A 16770-nucleotide genomic window follows, 5' to 3' on the forward strand; every position below is an offset into this window, starting at 1 on the left:
TTGTCACTTCGGCATAAGGTGGAGGGCATGACAGACCAGGCCACGGACGCGGAACCGGACATCGAGCCGGATATCCCGGGCAAGCCGACATCCGCCTCGCGCACCACCCTCAGCCACATCATGACCCATAACGACACCAACCTGCTGGGGACGGTGCACGGCGGCGTGATCATGAAGCTGGTCGACGACGCGGCGGGCGCCGTGGCGGGCCGGCACTCCGGCGGTCCCGCCGTCACGGCCTCCATGGACGAGATGGCCTTCCTGGAGCCGGTCCGCGTCGGTGATCTGGTCCATGTGAAGGCACAGGTGAACTGGACCGGCCGCACCTCCATGGAGGTCGGCGTCCGGGTCCTCGCCGAGCGCTGGAACGAGTCGGCCCCGCCCACTCAGGTCGGCTCCGCCTATCTGGTCTTCGCGGCCGTCGACGCCGACGGCAAGCCGCGCCGGGTGCCGCCGGTGATCCCCGAGACCGACCGGGACCGCCGCCGCTACCAGGAGGCCCAGATCCGTCGCACCCACCGTCTGGCCCGCCGCCGGGCCATTCGCGAGCTGCGCGAGAAGCGTGCGGCCGAGGGCTTCGAGGACTAGCAACTCCCGTCCTCTTCAGGGGGGTTGTACGAGAGTGGGAAAGGTCACGGCCGTCCGCTGCCGGTGATCTGTGTGGATATTGTGATGGCGTGGACACATCAGGCCTGGATCACGGCGACGGCATCGACCCCGCGGACCAGTGGGTGCGCAACCCGCACACGGGCGAGTACGAGCTGCGGCCGGCCCCGTCCGCCGGCCGGCCGGACGTGCCCGGGCCCCGGTCGGCACCGGATGCCGCGGGCGAGTCCCGGGTGCCCGGCACTCGCCCCGCGGCGGGCCGAGCCGGCAGCCGTGCCGACGGCCGTGCCCGGCGCGGGACCGGAAAGAAGGCCGGCCGGAAGTCCACCGGAAAAAGGGTTCTGCTGTGGACCAGCGGCACGCTCGCCTTCGTCGTCGTCGCCGGTGCCGTCGGCGGCTATCTCTACCTCAAGCACCTCGACAGCAACATCACGACCACCGACACCGCAGGCGCCACCAGCGACTCCTTCAGCAAGGACAAGGCGTTCAACATCCTGGTGATCGGCACCGACAAACGGCAGGGCAAGGGTGACTCCGGCTACGGCGACGCCAACAGCGTCGGGCACGCGGACACCAACATCCTGCTGCACGTCTCCCAGGACCGGACGAACGCGACCGCGCTCAGCATCCCCCGGGACCTGATCACGGACGTACCGGACTGCCCGACCAGACAGCCGGACGGCTCGCTGCGGACCATCCCGGGCGCTCAGGGCGTCCGCTTCAACACCAGCCTCGGCCAGCTGAGCCGCGACCCCGGCTGCACGGTCCGCACCGTGGAGCAGCTCGCCGGGGGCATGAAGATCGACCACTTCATGATGGCCGACTTCAACGCCGTGAAGACGCTGACCACGGCCGTCGGCGGGGTCGACGTCTGCCTCGCGCACGCCGTCAAGGACAAGAAGTCCCACCTGGACCTGCCCGCCGGGCCGTCGAAGATCCAGGGCGAGCAGGCCCTGGCCTTCGTCCGCACCCGCTACAGCTGGGGCAACTTCGGCGACCTGGACCGCATCAAGGTCCAGCAGCAGTTCCTCGGAGCGCTGTTCCGCAAGATGAAGTCCGACTCCACGCTCACCAGCCCGGGCAGACTGCTCGACCTGGCCGAGACGGCGACCAAGGCGCTCACGGTGGACAAGGGCATCGGGCACATCACCACGCTCAAGGACGTGGCCCTGGAACTGAAGAAGGTGCCGCCGAAGAACATCACCTTCGTCACCCTGCCGGTCCGGGACAACCCCGCCGACGGCCCGGTCCACAAGACCGTCCTCGTACAGGAGGGGCCCGCCCGGCAGATCTTCGCCATGATCGGCGACGACGCCTCCTTCACCGAGGTGAAGAAGCAGCACAAGGCGCAGGAGGCCGGCCGGCTCGAGGGCCCGCGCTCGGCGCCCGGCGAGGTCCGGGTCGACCTCTACAACGCCGGCGCCCCCGGCGGCTCCGCCCAGGCGGCCCTGTCCTGGCTGCAGACCGAGAAGGGCGTGACCAAGTCCGCCCAGCTCGGCAACAGCGGCACGCACCAGCCGAGGACCACCTTGGAGTACGCCCCCGCCCAGGCCGCCCAGGCACGCGAGCTGGCCGACCTCATGGGGCTGCCGGCCACCGCGCTGAAACCGGGCCGGAGCGAGACCAACGACCAGGGACTCCCGGCGATCGTGCTGCGGCTCGGCGCCGACTTCCGGGGCGCGGGCACCCCCCTCACCGGTCCCGCCAAGCCCCCGTCCGTTCCGACCCACACGGCCGACCAGGTCAAGTGCGCCTCGTGAGCTAGACGCCCGAGCACACCACCTCGCTGCCGCGCACGGTTGTCTGCTGCGGCTGGGCGGGGTCCTCGAAGTGCACCCGGTGCACGTCCTTGAAGTCCGCCCCGGCGACCACCTTCAGCAGCGGGCCCTGGCCCGGTACGGCGCGCAGTCCGGCCCCCGGCAGGGCGGCAGCCAGGGCGCGGGCCGAGCGGTCCCAGCGGGGGTCGTAGGAGATGACGGTGTGCGGCACACGGGCGGCCGTCACCGGCTGGTGCGTCGCGGCGAAGCCGGTCGCCGCGAGCGCCGCGTCGAGGCGTTTGCCGAGGCCGGCGGTGCCCGTGCCGTTCGCCACCTGCACCCGGACCTGCCCGGGGTCCACGTCGATGGTGGCAGGAGGCGGCACGTGCGCCCGAGCGCGGTGCGGGGGCGGGGGCGGCGCCGGGGCCACGGTGAGCGGCTTGTCGTCGCGCAGGGCGGCGAACAGCTGGTCCGCCTTGGCCTGGTCCCACTTCAGGGTCGAGCCGATGCCCTTGACGCCGTAGTTGACCTGCCCGATGGGCACGGTGGTGAACTCGGAGGAGGAGGGGGAGAAGTTCCGCATGGCCCGGCCCAGGTCGAGCAGCTCGTCGGTGCCGAAGCCCTCGTCGGCGCGGACCGAGCCGAGCACCGCGCGGGTCACGTCCCGGAACCGCATCGGGTCCAGCAGCATCCCGGAGGAGGCGGCCCGCTCGATCAGCGCGGCCAGGAACCGCTGCTGCCGCTTCATCCGGCCCAGGTCGCTCGTCGCGTCGACGTGCCGGGCCCGCACGTACTGCAGCGCCTGCCCGCCGTTCAGGGTGTGCGTGCCGGGGCTGAGGTCGAGCCCGCTGTACGCGTCCTTCAGCGGGGTCGGCGTGCACACGGTCACCCCGCCGAGGACGTCCACCGTCTTCATGAAGCTGGTGAAGTCGACCTCCAGATAGTGGTCGATCTTCACATGGGTCATGCTCTCGACCGTGCGGACGGTCAGCTGTGGGCCGCCCTCGGAGTAGGCGGCGTTGAGCTTGATCGGATGCGCCGGGCGCTGCTTCCCGGTCGCCGGGTCGGCGCTCGCGGGCACCTCGGCGTAGGAGTCACGCGGCAGGCTCACCACGGTGGCCCGCTTCCGGTTCTCCGAGATGTGCACGATCATCATCGTGTCCGTGCAGTGGCAGGGCGCCCCGCCCAGCCGGTACGCCCGCCGCTCCCGCTCGGTGATCTTGTCGCGGCCATCGGTGCCGACCAGCAGGATGTTCATGCCGTGGCCCGCGAGCGGCCGGTTCTTCATGTCCTTGAAGGCGTCGACCCGGGAGATCCCCGCGTCCAGGCTGCTGATCACCGCATGCCCGATCCCGGCGGAGGCGAGCACGACGACGGACAGCGTGCTCACCGCCCGCATGGCCCAGCGAGGCCGCCGTGGCGGCCGTACCGACCGCACGGGCCGCTCCTGCGGTCGCGGCACACGGCGGGGCGGCTGCGGTCGGCGCTGCGGACGCGCGGGGGACCGGGGCGGGCTTGCCAAGGGGGACACCTCCGGACGACGCCGTACGTGGGATCCGTGAGCACGGTAGGCCGGTACGATCTCCAGCCCGGCCCCACGCCCCGGCGGCGCGCACCGGTGTCCCCCGTTCGCGGTAACGTGAGCCCCCTATGAACGCCAAGCCCGACGTGCGGCTCCCCGCTGTTTCCGTGATCATGCCGGTCCTCAACGAGGAGCGGCATCTGCGCGGGGCCGTCCAAGCGATCCTCGCGCAGGAGTACGCCGGCGAGATGGAGGTCGTGATCGCCCTCGGTCCGTCCACGGACCGCACGGACGAGATCGCGGCCCAGCTCGTGGCGGAGGACGCGCGTGTGCACACCGTCCCGAACCCGACCGGCCGCACCCCCGCGGCGCTGAACGCGGCGATCAAGGCCTCCCGGCACCCGATCGTGGTCCGCGTCGACGGCCACGGCATGCTCTCGCCGAACTACATCGCCACCGCGGTCCGGCTCCTGGAGGAGACCGGCGCGCAGAACGTCGGCGGCATCATGCACGCCGAGGGCGAGAACGACTGGGAGCACGCGGTCGCCGCCGCGATGACCTCGAAGATCGGGGTCGGCAACGCCGCCTTCCACACGGGCGGCGAGGCCGGGCCCGCCGAGACCGTCTACCTCGGTGTCTTCCGCCGCGAGGCCCTGGAGCAGCAGGGCGGCTACAACGAGGAGTTCATCCGCGCCCAGGACTGGGAGCTGAACTTCCGCATCCGTGAGGCGGGCGGCCTGATCTGGTTCTCGCCCGAGCTCAAGGTCTCGTACCGCCCGCGGCCCTCCGTCCGGGCCCTCGCCAAGCAGTACAAGGACTACGGCCGCTGGCGGCACGTCGTGGCCCGCTACCACTCCGGCTCCATCAACCTGCGCTACCTCGCCCCGCCGACGGCCCTCTGCGCGATCGCGGCCGGCGTCGTCGTCGGCGCGGTGCTCACCCCGTGGGCCCTCGTCGTCCCCGGCGGCTATCTGGCGGCGATCGTCGCGGGCTCGGTCCCGGCGGGCAAGGGGCTGTCCGCGAAGGCCCGGCTGCAGATCCCGGTGGCCCTGGCCACCATGCACATGTCGTGGGGCTGGGGCTTTCTGACGAGCCCGAAGTCGCTGGCGCGCAAGGTCATCGCGTCACGGCGGCCGGCGGTTCTCGCCGCCAACTGACCTTCGCACGAAACGGCCAGTGCCCTTCCCGCGGGAAGGGCACTGGCTCTTTCATGCCGCTCTTTCATGCCGTCGGCGTACCGCGCCGACGCACGGCCCGCCGGGGTGCCCGAGTGCCTAGCTGGCGCACTTGACCTCGTTCGCCGTCGACTTGTCGACCGTCGGCGCCTTGACCGGAGCGGTGAGGGACACGCCCGCGCCCTTGAAGTCCTTGCCCAGGGTGAGCGTCATCGCGGGCAGACCCTGCGAGTTGATCACGCTCTTGCCGGGCTTGAGCGCGGAGCCCGGCAGGCCCATGAGGTGGGCCAGCTCCCGTGCCTGCGCCGCCTGGTCCGGGGCGTACTCCAGCGTGGTCTTGCTCAGTTCGGCCGGTGCGTTGCCCGCGTTCTCGGACTTGAGCACGCCCTCCTTGGTCTGGAGCCAGTCGAGGGTCTCCTGCGCGCTGCCGCCGACCGCACCGCCGTTGAGGACCCGCACCCGCACGTCGGAGGGCGCGGACCTGCTGCCCTTCAGGAGCGCGGCCTGCGCGTCCTTCGCCTCCTTCTGCTTCTTCTTCACCTCGGTGAAGGAGACGTCGTTCTTGATCGCGTCGAAGACCTGCGGGGCGGCACTCGGGTTGACGATGACCGTCTTGTGGACCGTGCCGTCGGCCGGGTTGTCGAGCACGGGCACGGTCACGAAGGAGATGTTCTTCGTCGGCACCTTCTTCAGCTCCAGCGCCACGTCCTTGAGCGTGCTCACCGAACCGATGCCCTTGTCGACGGTCAGCGCCTTCGTGGCCGCCTCCGCCAGACTGATCAGCTTGGTCGGGCTGGAGAGGGTGTCGCTGGAGGACATCTTGCGCATCAGCGAGGACATGAACTGCTGCTGGACCTTGATGCGGTCCAGATCGCCGTGGTTGCCCCAGCTGTGCCGGGTGCGGACGAAGGCCAGCGCCTGCTCGCCCTGGATGTTGTGCTTGCCCGCGGGCAGCTTCAGATGCGAGTCCGAGTCGTTCACGGCGTGCGCCAGGCAGACGTCGACGCCGCCGACCGCGGTCGTCAGCGTCTTCACCGCGTTGAAGTCCACCATCATGAAGTGGTCGACCGTGATGCCGGTGAGCTGGTCGACCGTGCGCATGGTGCAGCCGGGGTCGCGGCCCTGCTGGCCGAGGCTGGTGTTGAAGCGGACGTTGTCGGAGCCGGGGATGACCTTGGTCGAGCCGTCGGCCTGCTTGGTCGGGCAGTCCGGCACGTTCACGATCAGGTCGCGCGGAATGCTCAGCGCGGTGGCGTTCGTCCGGTCCTTGGAGACGTGCAGCAGGATGTTGGTGTCCGCGTGCCCGACGCTGTTGGCGTCGCCGTAGCCCGTGTTGCCCTTCCCGGTCCGCTTGTCGGTGCCGATGATCAGTATGTTGAAGGCGTCGTCCTTGCTGAAGCCGCTCTTGCCCGCGCTGCCGACGTCCGTCGTGGTGACGTTGCCCTCGAGGTGCTTGAGGTAGAGATAGCCGGCGGTGCCGATGGCGACCAGCATGAAGGCCGTCCCGCCGGCGGTCCACGCCAGCACCTTCTTCACCCTCGACTTCTTCTTCACCGGACGCCGGGCGGCCCTGCGCCCCTGCGGAGGCTCCGGCTCACCGACCCGGCGCCGGGCCGACCGCGGCGGCGGTACGTCATTGCCGCGCACCTGGCGCGGCTCACGGGTCCCGCCGGGCGCCGATTCGTTACGGCGGCGCGGCGCGCCGGCGCCGTCCCGGGGGGCGGGTCTACGGGGACCGGGAACCGGTGACTGCGGTGCGGAAGTGCCCAGTCGCAGTTCGTATTCACCGGTGTTCGGATTGAGCACCCACTGGTCGGCGGGATCGATATTGTCCGCCCGCCCACGGCCTTGCGCGTCCACGGTTGTCTGAATCCTCCGTCGGGGCCACGCGGCGCCTTCCCCCTCAAAGACGCTCGGGTCTCGGTGAAACAGTGCACGACCCCAGGTCGGACCTCGCGGCCAGGTGCACCGGATCGCTCACACTATCCGCCCAGTTCAGCGTCAAGCGACGCCGCTGACAAATTCCCCGTGCCTACAACTGGGCAATCCGCCTCATTTCCCGGACGGAAGTTCGGCGTCTTGATGTGCGCATTACTCACAGGTGTGTTCGGCGGCGGTGTTCCCGCGGAACGTCGGCGCGGGGGACGGGTCGCTCTTGCTGTCGGGCTCGCCGTCCGTCCCCGTGGCCTCCTGCGGTGTCTCCTGGGCCACCGCCACGGGCTGATCGGCCCGCAGCCGCGCGAACAGCTTCTCGGCCGCCGGCTCCACGAGTTGATCACGGTTGCTGTCGTAGATGTACGACTCCCTCGGCACGGTCAGGAACTGCACCCGTTCGGCGGGGATGTCGCGCAGCCCGCGCACCAACTGGTACAAGCCACGCAGACTGGCCAGTTCCGGGTCCGTGGTCAGCGCGGAGGTCGCCGCGTCCAGCACCGGATACAGCTTCACCGGGTTCAGCAGAACGTCGTTGCTCTGCATCTTGTCCACCAGCGCGCCGAGGAACCGCTGCTGGCGTTCCATCCGTTCGGTGTCGCTTCCGTCGCCCAGCGACTTGCGGGCCCGCACGAACCCCAGCGCCTGCTCCCCGTTGAGCCTGACCTTGCCCGCGGGCAGCTTCAACAGGGCCGCCTTGTCGTCGATGGGCTCCTTCAGGCAGACCTGCACCCCGTCGACGGCGTCCACCATCTTCTTGAACCCGCTGAAGTCCACGACCACGTGATGGTCGATCCGAATGTTCGTCAGCTTCTCGACGGTCCGTATCGTGCACGCCGAACCGCCCACCTGGAAGGCATGGTTGAACATCGCGAACACCGGCTCGCTGCGGCTGCCGTCCTGCTGCCGGCAGCCGGGGATGTCCACCATCAGATCCCTCGGCAGGGACACGGCGGTGGCGCTGCGCCGGTCCGCGGCCAGATGCAGCAGGATCGTGGTGTCCGACCGCTCGCTGCCCAGATCCCGCCCGTACGCGGAGTTCCCTTCCCCGGCCCGCGTGTCCGACCCGATCAGCAGGATGTTCTGCGCGCCCCGCACCAGCTCCGTGGGCCGCTCCCGCTCGTACCGCTCCAGTTCGCGGGCGGCCGCGTCATCGGCGGTGATGTTGTTGCTGAGCTTGGCGTAGACGGCCCAGCCGGCCCCGACGCCCGCCACGGCGAGCGCGGCCACACCGAGCGCCGTCGCCTTCACCCACCGCCGCCGATGCCGCCGTAGGAGCCCTGTGCCGGTGGCGGAGGCCCCCAGACCGGGACCGAGGGGCTTGCCAACGGTGTCGGTCACGGGTGGGGCACCCTTTCACGGCGTACGAGCGTCACGTCCTGCTCTTACGACCATGGCGGGGGAGGGTGGGGGAAGCGCCCTTTACTAGGCCGATCGGGGGAACCGTGACTGCCCGGGGACGCGGGGAACAGCGCTTTTCAGCGGCGCACCGCCGTCACCCGCTCACTCTCGATGCGCTTGGCGAGAGCCTCTTCGTCCAGCCGGTCCAGATGCCGGCACAGCACCACGGACCCTCCGGCGGCCAGCGGCGCGTACAGCCCCGCGCTGACCCCTTCCCAGGTGTCGTACGACAGCCCGGACAACAACCTCGATCCAGGCCCCGTCAGATCGAAGGAAGGCGCATCCGCGAGCGCCCGCTCGACAACCTCGGCCCCGCTGAACTCCGCCCCCGCGACGATCAGCGCGGGATCCTCCGCATCCACCGGGGCGAACGGCACGAACCGGTCCCCCTGCCCCGGCACTTCCACGGCGTAGTCGGCGAACCCGGCCGGGGTCTGGGGAAAACGCCCGCCGAGCGGCCGTAGCGCGAGCGCCACGCGCTCCCCGCCGCACGCCCGCGCCGCGTCCAGCGCATCCGGCCCGCTGACGACGACGTCCGCCGCGGCCGGATCCCCGCCGAGATCCGCCACCACCCCCACCGAGGAACAGGCCAGCAGCCACACCGCCGTCTGCCAGTGCGCCGGCAACAGCAGGGCGACACGGTCGCCCGGCCCGGCGGCGAGGTCTCCCTGAAGCAGATTCGCGGTCTTGGCCACCCAATTGGCGAAGGTGGCCACGGACAGTTCGACGCGTTCGCCCGTGGCGTCGTCGTAGAAGGTCACCAGCGGGCGGCCGGGGTCCGCGGCGAGCGCGGAAGCCAGCAGGTCGGCAGGGGTGCGATCGGTGGCGTTCACCCGGGAAAGGGTACGCGCGGGCGGACGTGCGCAGCGTGCGGTGGGGCCACCGGTTCGGCGGAACGGTCTCCGACGGGCCGTCAGTTCACCGTCGCCCCATCGTTGGACAGATTTGTATGAGTATGCCCAAGATCATGGCCATGCGTGGATTCCTGGCTTCCTCCATCGGCGCCCGGTCGATCGCCGCCCCCTCGGTCGGCGTCGCCTGCGCCGCGGCCCTCGCGTTTCCGCTGCTGTCCCCGCCCGCGGCCGCCGCATCCGCCGCACCCGCACGACCGGCAGCGGCCGGTGTCCCGGGCAGCACCCGCTCGCTGCCCCTCGTCCCCCTCTCCCGCGAGCGGGTCCTCGGCACCGCCCCGGAGCAGGGCCTGTACCGGCCCGACGGCGAGCACTTCTCGCTGCTCGGGGTGGTCTGGGACGACCCGGACGCCGAGCTGCACGGCCGGGTCCAGGTGCGGACGCGGTCGGCGCGGACGCGGGAGTGGTCCGGCTGGCGGGACGTCGAGACACACAACGCCGGCCACGGCGCCGACCCGGGTACGGCGGAACGGGACGCGCGGCGGGTGCGCGGGGCGACCGCACCGCTGTGGGTGGGCGACTCCGACGGCGTGGACGTACGGGTCCGCGCCGCCGACGGGGGCGTGCGGCGCGGTCGTACGGTCGAACCGACGCCCCCGCTGCCTTCCGGTCTGCACCTGGAACTCGTCGACCCCGGCGAGGAGGCGCCGCCCGAGGACGCGCCGGCCGACCCGCCCCCCACCGGTCCGGACACGGACGCGGCAGGCGCGGCCTCGGCGGCCGACACCGACCTCGCCGACTTCGGCGCCCCGGAGATCCCGGCGCTGGGCAGGCGGGCCACCGAGCGGGAACTCGCCCGCCTGCAAGGCCCGGTGGGGGACAAGCCCTACATCGGGCCGCGCCCGCGGATCGTCACCCGGCGCGGCTGGGGCGTGGACGAGTCACTGCGCGAACCCGGTTTCGTCTACACGAACAAGGTCAAGGTGGCCTTCGTGCACCACACGGACTCGGGCAACACGTACACCTGCGCCCAGGCCCCCTCCGTCATCCGCAGTATCTACCGCTACCACGTCAGAAGCATGGGCTGGCGGGACATCGGCTACAACTTCCTCGTCGACAAGTGCGGAACCATCTACGAGGGCCGGGCCGGCGGCGTGGCGAAGGCGGTCCGCGGCGCACACATCCTCGGCTTCAACAGCGACAGCATGGGCATCGCCGTGATCGGCTCGTACGGTGTGGCGAAGCCGTCCGGGGCCGCGGTGTGGGCCGTCGCCCGGCTCACCGCGTGGAAGCTCGGTCTCTACGGGGCCGATCCGCGTGGCAAGACATATCTCACGTCGGGCGGTGGCAACCTCTACCCCAAAGGTAAGAAGGTACGACTGGACGTGATCTCCGGCCATCGGGACGGATTCGCCACCGAGTGCCCCGGCAAACGGCTTTACGCCGAGCTCGGTACGGCCCGTTCCAGCGCGGCGCGCTACCAGGGGCGCTGAGCCGGCCGGGGCGCGCGCTCGGCGCAGTCTTCGGGGGCGCGCCGCTCTCACACCGTTCTCTCACCGATCTCGTGGGAAACCGCGTGGTTGTCAAGGGCGCCGCCGCTACGGTCTGCATACACTGACCGGCCGAAACGAGTGAAACGAGTAGTTCGGCCGGTCCCGGCAGGAAGCAGAGACGACAGGTGACAGAAGCGATCCTCCTGGTCGGCGGCAAAGGCACCCGGCTGCGTCCCCTCACGGTGCACACGCCCAAGCCCATGGTCCCGGCCGCCGGGGTGCCGTTCCTCACGCATCAGCTGGCGCGCGCCAAGGCGGCGGGCGTGGACCACATCGTCCTCGCCACCAGCTATCTGGCCGAGGTCTTCGAGCCGTACTTCGGCGACGGCTCCTCTCTGGGGCTGCACATCGAGTACGTGACGGAGGAGGAGCCGCTCGGCACGGGCGGCGCCATCCGCAACGTCGCCTCGCGCCTGCACTCCGGCCCCGACGAGCCCGTGCTGATCTTCAACGGCGACATCCTGACGGGCCTGGACATCAGGGCCCTGGTCGACACCCACAGGTCGACCGGCGCGGACGTCTCCCTCCACCTGACGAAGGTGACGGACCCGAGGGCCTACGGCCTGGTCCCCACGGACGAGACCGGCCGCGTCCGCGCCTTCCTGGAGAAGCCGCAGACGCCGGAGGAGATCGTCACCGACCAGATCAACGCGGGGGCGTACGTCTTCCGCCGCTCGGTCATCGACACGATCCCGCTGGGCAGGCCGGTCTCGGTGGAACGCGAGACGTTCCCGGACCTCCTCGCGGCCGGCGCCCATCTGCAGGGCATGGTCGACTCCACGTACTGGCTGGACCTCGGCACCCCGGCGGCGTTCGTCCGCGGCTCGGCCGACCTGGTCCTGGGCCGCGCCCCGTCCCCGGCGGTCCCCGGCCGCTGCGGCGACCGCCTGATCCTTCCTACGGCGACGGTGGCGCCGGACGCCAAGCTGACGGACGGCACGGTGGTCGGCGAGGGCGCGTTCGTGGCCGAGGGCGCGCGGGTCTCCGGCTCGACCATCCTCCCGGGCGCCGTCATCGAACCCGGCGCGGTCATCACCGACTCCCTCATCGGCACGAGGGCCCGCGTCGGCGAACGCACGGTCCTCACCGGCACGGTCGTCGGCGACGGCGCGATCATCGGCGCCGACAACGAGCTCCGCGAGGGAGTACGCGTGTGGTGCGACGCCCGCATCCCGGCGGGCGCGGTGCGCTTCTCCTCCGACCAGTAACACCTGCCGCCCGGCCGCCTTCCACGGGACCTGCGCCCCCGGACCCCGAAGGGGGTCCGGGGGCGGTGAGGAAACGGTGAGGGCGGTAGGGGGCGCTGGGTGCGGGCGCGTGGCTGATCGTGCAGTTCCCCGCGCCCCTTCGGGGCGCTCCCAATACCCACGCAGCTGCGGGCAGTCGTGCCGCTGGGGCGGCACGGGTGGGCGCAGCGGCACCCCGTAAGCGCGGGCAAGCGAAACGCCCCGTTGTCCAGCGGCAGCACTGCGCACCGCGCAAGCGCGGGCAAGCGAAAGGCCCCGTTGTCCAGCGGCAGCACCGCGCACCCCCGTAAGCGCGGGCAAGCCAAACGCCCCGTCGCCCAGCGGCAGCACCGCGCAGCTCACAGCAACCCGATGTCCACCCGAGGCATCTTCGGCGCCCTACGCGCAGGCACGTTCCCGCTCAGCAGAATCAACCGCACCGCCCGATGCCGCTGCCCGGCATACGGCTCCAGCAAGCGCAGCATCACCGCGTCGTCGGCATGACGGTCCCCCGCCAACGCCCACCCCACGATCCCCGGCAGATGCAGATCCCCGACCGTCACCGCATCCGCCGCCCCGTGACTCCGCTGCACCACCTCCGCCGACGTCCACGGCCCGACCCCCGGCACGACCTCCAACCGCGCCTGAGCCTCGGCCACCGGCATCCCCACCGCCTGCTCCAGCCGCGCAGCGGCCCGTACGGCCCGCAGAATCGTCGACGCCCGCTTGTTGTCGACCCCGGCCCGATGCCACTCCCAGGACGGAATCAGCGCCCAGGTCCGCGGCGCCGGCATCACGAACATCGGCCGTTCCGCGGCCCCCGCCGGTCCGGGCGCGCGCTCCCCGAACTTCCGCACGAGCAACCGCCACGCCCGGTACGCCTCATCCGTCGTGACCTTCTGCTCCAGCACCGAGGGGATCAAGGACTCCAGCACCAGCCCGGTCCGCGTCAGCCGCAAGCCCGGCCGCCGATGCCGCGCCACGGCCACGACCCGGTGCCGGGGCACGAACGCGTCCGGCTCGTCTGCCGCGCCGAGCCACTCGGGCAGCCGGTCCAGCAGCCACTCCGCCCCCGGCCCCCACGCCTCGCCGAGCACCTCACCGCCCTGCGCCCGCACCCGCAGCGTGCCCGGCCCGGCGGGCGTACGGCTGGCCCGCCACACGGATCCGTCCGCGGTGGCCCGGAAGGTGGGGTCGGCCGGCCCGCGCCGCAGCGGTCCGAGCACCAGCCCGAGGTCGAGCGGCCCGTCCGGCACCCAACGCCGTACCCGCGCCGGAGCGGCAGCCTGCCGCGGTATCCCGGCGGCGCCCGCGGGCACGCCGGCATCGCCGCCGCGCACGGTCGTGCGCGTGGGGCGCTGAGCGAAACGTCCTGCCACGGATGAGGTCCTGTGAAGTCCTGGGGGAGCCGGTGCGTGCTTCGAGACTAGGCGGTCGTACGCGGGCCAGGGCCGCGTACGACCGAACTCACCGCACCTCTATGAACGCCCCCGCGTCCCGCTCCGGCCGCGGTCTCGGCTCCTCGGCCGGATGCCCGACGGCCACCGCGCCCATCGGCTCCCAGTCCGCGGGCAGGTCGAGCACCTCGCGCACCACGTCACGGCAGAACATCGTGGACGACACCCACGCCGAGCCCAGCCGCTCCCCGGCCAGTGCGACCAGCAGGTTCTGCACGCCCGCGCCCATCGCGACGACGAACATCTCCCGCTCGGCGCCGTCCCGCCGCGCGTCCCCGTAGTGGTGCGAGCCGTCCATGACGAGGCACGGCACCACCAGGCAGGGCGCGTTGCGCAGGACGTCCCCGCGCCGCACCCGCTTGGCGATGGACTCCTCGCTCTTGCCGTCCCGGCGCAGGTCGGCGATCCAGGCCTCCCGCATCGCGTCCAGCAGCCGTACCCGCGATTCCGCCGACTGCAGCAGCACGAACCGCCAGGGCGTGGTGTGGTGCGGGGCCGGCGCGGTCACCGCCGCCGCCACCGCGCGCCGTACCGCGCCGGGGTCCACGGGCTCGTCCGTGAACGCCCGGACCGTCCGCCGCTGGGTCACCGCCTCGCGGACCGCCTCGGACGTGCCGAGCCGGAACATGTCGTCCCGCGCGGGCCGCACCAGCGCCCGCGCGCCCTCGCCGTCCTCGGGGGCCAGCACATGCGGCAGGCCGCGCACCACCGCGACCGGCCGGCCCGCCGCCTTGCCCTTGACCAGGTCGCCGGCGGCGGCCAGTTCGTCCGCCGTGGCGACGATCGTGGCGCTGAGCGGATTGCCGTGCGCGTCCGTGCCGCCACGCAGATCGTCCAGCACGCGTACGCCGGCGGCGCCGATCGCCACGTCCGTCAGCCCCGAACGCCAGGGCCGCCCGAAGGTGTCGGTGACGACCACACCGACGTCGACGCCGAGGGCGGCGCGCAGGCCGTCGCGGATCGCGCGTGCGGACGCGTCCGGGTCCTCCGGCAGCAACAGCACGGTGCCGGCAGGGGTGTTGGAGGCATCGACCCCGGCGGCGGCCATCACCAGGCCCTGCCGGTTCTCCACGATCCTGAGGGCGCCGCGCCGGGCCACCACCCGGACCGTCTCGGCGTCGATGGCCGCCTCCCGGTCGGCCGCCCCGACGACGCGGCCCTCCGCCTTGGAGACGATCTTGGAGGTGACGAGCAGCACATCCCCGTCGGCCAGACCCGGCTCGGCCGCGGCGATCAGCTTGGCGAGGTCGTCGCCCGGCTGCACCTCGGGAATGCCCGACAGGGCCCGGACCGTGTACTCCGGGCGCGCCTCGCTCACGCTCCCCGCACCTCCTCGGCCAGCGCCAGCGCCTCCCGCGCCATCTGCGCGGCCGCGTCGACGTCGGTCATCATCAGCGGTACGGCCCGGCAGCGGATGCCATCCGCCTCGACCCGCTCGACCGCGGCCGCGTCCACGGTGTCGACCAGCCAGCCGTCCAGCAGTCCGGAGCCGTAGTGCTCGGCGACCGCGGCGGCCGTCGACTCCACGCCGACCGCGGCGAGCACCTTGTCGGCCATGCCGCGCACGGGAGCGTCCCCGACGATGGGGGACAGGCCGACCACGGGCACGCCCGCGTCCGCGATGGCCTCCCGGATGCCGGGCACGGCGAGGATGGTGCCGATGGACACGACCGGGTTGGACGGCGGGAAGAGGATGACGTCCGCCTCGGCGATGGCCTCCAGCACACCCGGGGCCGGCTTGGACTGCTCGGCGCCGACCGGGACCACGGCCTCGGCGGGGACGGAGGCCCGCAGCCGTACCCAGTACTCCTGGAAGTGGACCGCCTTGCGCTCGCCGTCCACCTCCACGGCCACGTGCGTCTCGACGCGGTCGTCGGTCATCGGGATCAGCTTCACGCCCGGCTTCCAGCGGTCGCACAGCGCCTCGGTGACGGCGCTGAGCGGATAGCCCGCGCCGAGCATCTGCGTGCGCACGATGTGCGTGGCGAAGTCCCGGTCGCCGAGGCCGAACCAGTCCGGCCCGACCCCGTAGGCCGCCAGTTCCTCCTTGAGGTGGAAGGTCTCGTCGGACCGCCCCCAGCCCTGCTCCTCGTTGATGCCGCCGCCCAGCGTGTACATCACCGTGTCCAGGTCCGGGCAGACCTTCAGCCCGAAGAGGTGGATGTCGTCGCCGGTGTTGCCGATGACCGTGACGTCCGCGTCCGGCACGGCCCGCTTCAGACCGCGCAGGAACCGGGCACCACCGATGCCGCCTGCCAGAACCACAATGCGCATGGGGCAAGTGTCGCAGGCGGGTACGACAACGCGTCAGGCAGTCACCGGACGAGCTTCGCAGTGCGGGGAGGTGTGCATCGGCATCTCGGTCAGGCCGGGGTGGTACATGTGCAGGCTGACCGCCGGCTCCAGGGTGTCGTTGACGACCTCGTGGACGTACCCCGGCGCGAACACCCGCTGTGCTCCCGCCGTCAACGCGCGCGTGGCGCGTTCGGTGCGCTCGGTGAGCGTGCCCTCCAGGACGGTCAGGACACCGGAGGAGCGGCCGTGGTCGTGCAGCCCGCTGCCCTGACCCGGCACCCAGGACAGCAGCCACACCTCGTAGCCGGGGCCGGTGCGCAGCCGGTGGTACCAGCGGGTCGTCGCGTCGTACCGCACGAGGTGTGCCCACTGGGAGCGGTCGGCGGCGATCCGGCGGGCGAGGCCCACGAACTCGGCAACGGTGGCCGGGTGCTCGCGCGGCGGCTGGAGCAGGTGCGGGACTTCGAGGATGTCGCCGGCGATCTGGAGGTCGTTGTCGCTGTTCATGGGTGCGGTGGTTCCTCGGTGGGAGAAGGCCGGAGGGAACGGAGAGCGGAGAAAGCGGAAGCCCGGTCGCTCAGGACACGGGCCTACAACTGGAGCAAGGTGTGGCTCAACAGCTGCAACAGCGACAACAGCTACAGCGGGACCGGGCAGCACCGAGGGACCCGGCGGTGCGGGTCGAGGTGAGTGCCAAGTTCGCGAGCATGCCCACTAGGACATCGGTTCACACCCGCGGTGTCAACTCGACGCCCGGCATGCGGGACAGATTTCACCCCATCTGGTGCATCTCGGAGATGAAAGGTTTGTTCACCAGGATGGCGGGACACATGGGGCACATCCGGGCGCTCAAGCCTCGCGGAACGCGATCGAACGTCATGGCGTCCTTCTCCGTATAGATGTCCGTACGGGTTCCGGACGCCCCTCCGGGCCTCGTCTGCATGCCACGGTTTATGGCGATTTGAACACTTTCCGCACGGCCTTGGTTCCGCAGA

General features: G+C 71.7%; 13 protein-coding genes. 5 read left to right on the forward strand and 8 right to left on the reverse strand.

Translation table 11 applies throughout. The features are described 5' to 3' along the window. Nucleotides 1-27 precede the first annotated feature (27 nt). Together ACWCQS_RS25900 and ACWCQS_RS25905 are read left to right on the forward strand one after the other, a co-directional pair. Nucleotides 28-588, forward strand: a complete 561-nt coding sequence (locus ACWCQS_RS25900) for an acyl-CoA thioesterase (protein ID WP_388631812.1) — start codon at nt 28-30, stop codon at nt 586-588. An 89-nt stretch (nt 589-677) separates the two neighbouring features. Next, on the forward strand, nt 678-2366 hold the full coding sequence (locus ACWCQS_RS25905; RefSeq protein ID WP_451006649.1) for an LCP family protein: 1689 nt from the start codon (nt 678-680) through the stop codon (nt 2364-2366). Between the two features lies 1 nt (nt 2367). Here ACWCQS_RS25905 and ACWCQS_RS25910 read toward each other — a convergent pair whose 3' ends face one another. Then, nucleotides 2368-3885 (reverse strand): LCP family protein, encoded by a 1518-nt coding sequence (locus tag ACWCQS_RS25910; RefSeq protein ID WP_451006650.1) that lies wholly within the window; start codon nt 3883-3885, stop codon nt 2368-2370. A 128-nt stretch (nt 3886-4013) separates the two neighbouring features. Between ACWCQS_RS25910 and ACWCQS_RS25915 the strand changes: the two genes are divergently transcribed. Next, nucleotides 4014-5042: a glycosyltransferase family 2 protein gene (locus ACWCQS_RS25915; RefSeq protein WP_451006651.1), complete on the forward strand. Its 1029-nt coding sequence runs from the start codon at nt 4014-4016 to the stop codon at nt 5040-5042. Between the two features lie 117 nt (nt 5043-5159). Here ACWCQS_RS25915 and ACWCQS_RS25920 read toward each other — a convergent pair whose 3' ends face one another. The 3 genes from ACWCQS_RS25920 to ACWCQS_RS25930 all read right to left on the reverse strand — a co-directional run bounded on the left by ACWCQS_RS25920 (nt 5160) and on the right by ACWCQS_RS25930 (nt 9226). Continuing rightward, entirely contained in the window at nt 5160-6920 is a 1761-nt protein-coding gene (locus ACWCQS_RS25920) for an LCP family glycopolymer transferase (protein WP_451006652.1), read from the reverse strand. 231 nt (nt 6921-7151) lie between these two features. Further along, nucleotides 7152-8333, reverse strand: coding sequence for an LCP family protein (locus ACWCQS_RS25925; protein WP_451006653.1), 1182 nt, complete (start codon nt 8331-8333; stop codon nt 7152-7154). A 137-nt stretch (nt 8334-8470) separates the two neighbouring features. After that, complete coding sequence (locus ACWCQS_RS25930; protein WP_451006654.1) at nt 8471-9226, reverse strand: TIGR03089 family protein; 756 nt, start codon at nt 9224-9226, stop codon at nt 8471-8473. Between the two features lie 122 nt (nt 9227-9348). Here ACWCQS_RS25930 and ACWCQS_RS25935 point away from each other — a divergent pair, with 122 nt between their 5' ends. After that, nucleotides 9349-10737 carry a peptidoglycan recognition protein family protein gene (locus ACWCQS_RS25935; protein ID WP_451006684.1) on the forward strand — a complete coding sequence of 463 codons (1389 nt, stop codon included), beginning with the start codon at nt 9349-9351 and terminating at the stop codon, nt 10735-10737. A gap of 185 nt (nt 10738-10922) precedes the next feature. After that, the gene (locus ACWCQS_RS25940) at nt 10923-12005 is read left to right on the forward strand and encodes a sugar phosphate nucleotidyltransferase (RefSeq protein ID WP_451006655.1); all 1083 of its coding nucleotides are present in this window, start codon (nt 10923-10925) and stop codon (nt 12003-12005) included. Between the two features lie 377 nt (nt 12006-12382). Here the strand turns inward: ACWCQS_RS25940 and ACWCQS_RS25945 are convergent, their stop codons facing one another. The 4 genes from ACWCQS_RS25945 to ACWCQS_RS25960 form a co-directional block, all read right to left on the reverse strand. Next, entirely contained in the window at nt 12383-13402 is a 1020-nt protein-coding gene (locus tag ACWCQS_RS25945) for a DNA-3-methyladenine glycosylase family protein (RefSeq protein ID WP_451006656.1), read from the reverse strand. Nucleotides 13403-13490: 88 nt separating this feature from the next. Continuing rightward, complete coding sequence (locus ACWCQS_RS25950; protein ID WP_451006657.1) at nt 13491-14798, reverse strand: coenzyme F420-0:L-glutamate ligase; 1308 nt, start codon at nt 14796-14798, stop codon at nt 13491-13493. Continuing rightward, nucleotides 14795-15754, reverse strand: a complete 960-nt coding sequence (cofD, locus tag ACWCQS_RS25955) for a 2-phospho-L-lactate transferase (protein ID WP_450986998.1) — start codon at nt 15752-15754, stop codon at nt 14795-14797. Before cofD ends, ACWCQS_RS25950 begins: the two co-directional genes overlap by 4 nt. A 33-nt stretch (nt 15755-15787) precedes the next feature. Further along, nucleotides 15788-16282, reverse strand: a complete 495-nt coding sequence (locus ACWCQS_RS25960; RefSeq protein WP_451006658.1) for a cysteine dioxygenase — start codon at nt 16280-16282, stop codon at nt 15788-15790. Nucleotides 16283-16770: the final 488 nt, after the last annotated feature.

Source organism: Streptomyces sp. NPDC002076 (assembly GCF_053593835.1).

Excerpts from the sequence above, each read along its gene's own strand:
- ACWCQS_RS25900 (WP_388631812.1), top strand. The coding sequence starts at position 28 with ATGACAGACCAGGCCACGGACGCGGAACCGGACATCGAGCCGGATATC.
- ACWCQS_RS25915 (WP_451006651.1), top strand. The coding sequence starts at position 4,014 with ATGAACGCCAAGCCCGACGTGCGGCTCCCCGCTGTTTCCGTGATCATG.
- ACWCQS_RS25935 (WP_451006684.1), top strand. The coding sequence starts at position 9,349 with ATGCCCAAGATCATGGCCATGCGTGGATTCCTGGCTTCCTCCATCGGC.
- cofD (WP_450986998.1), bottom strand. The coding sequence starts at position 15,754 with ATGCGCATTGTGGTTCTGGCAGGCGGCATCGGTGGTGCCCGGTTCCTG.
- ACWCQS_RS25960 (WP_451006658.1), bottom strand. The coding sequence starts at position 16,282 with ATGAACAGCGACAACGACCTCCAGATCGCCGGCGACATCCTCGAAGTC.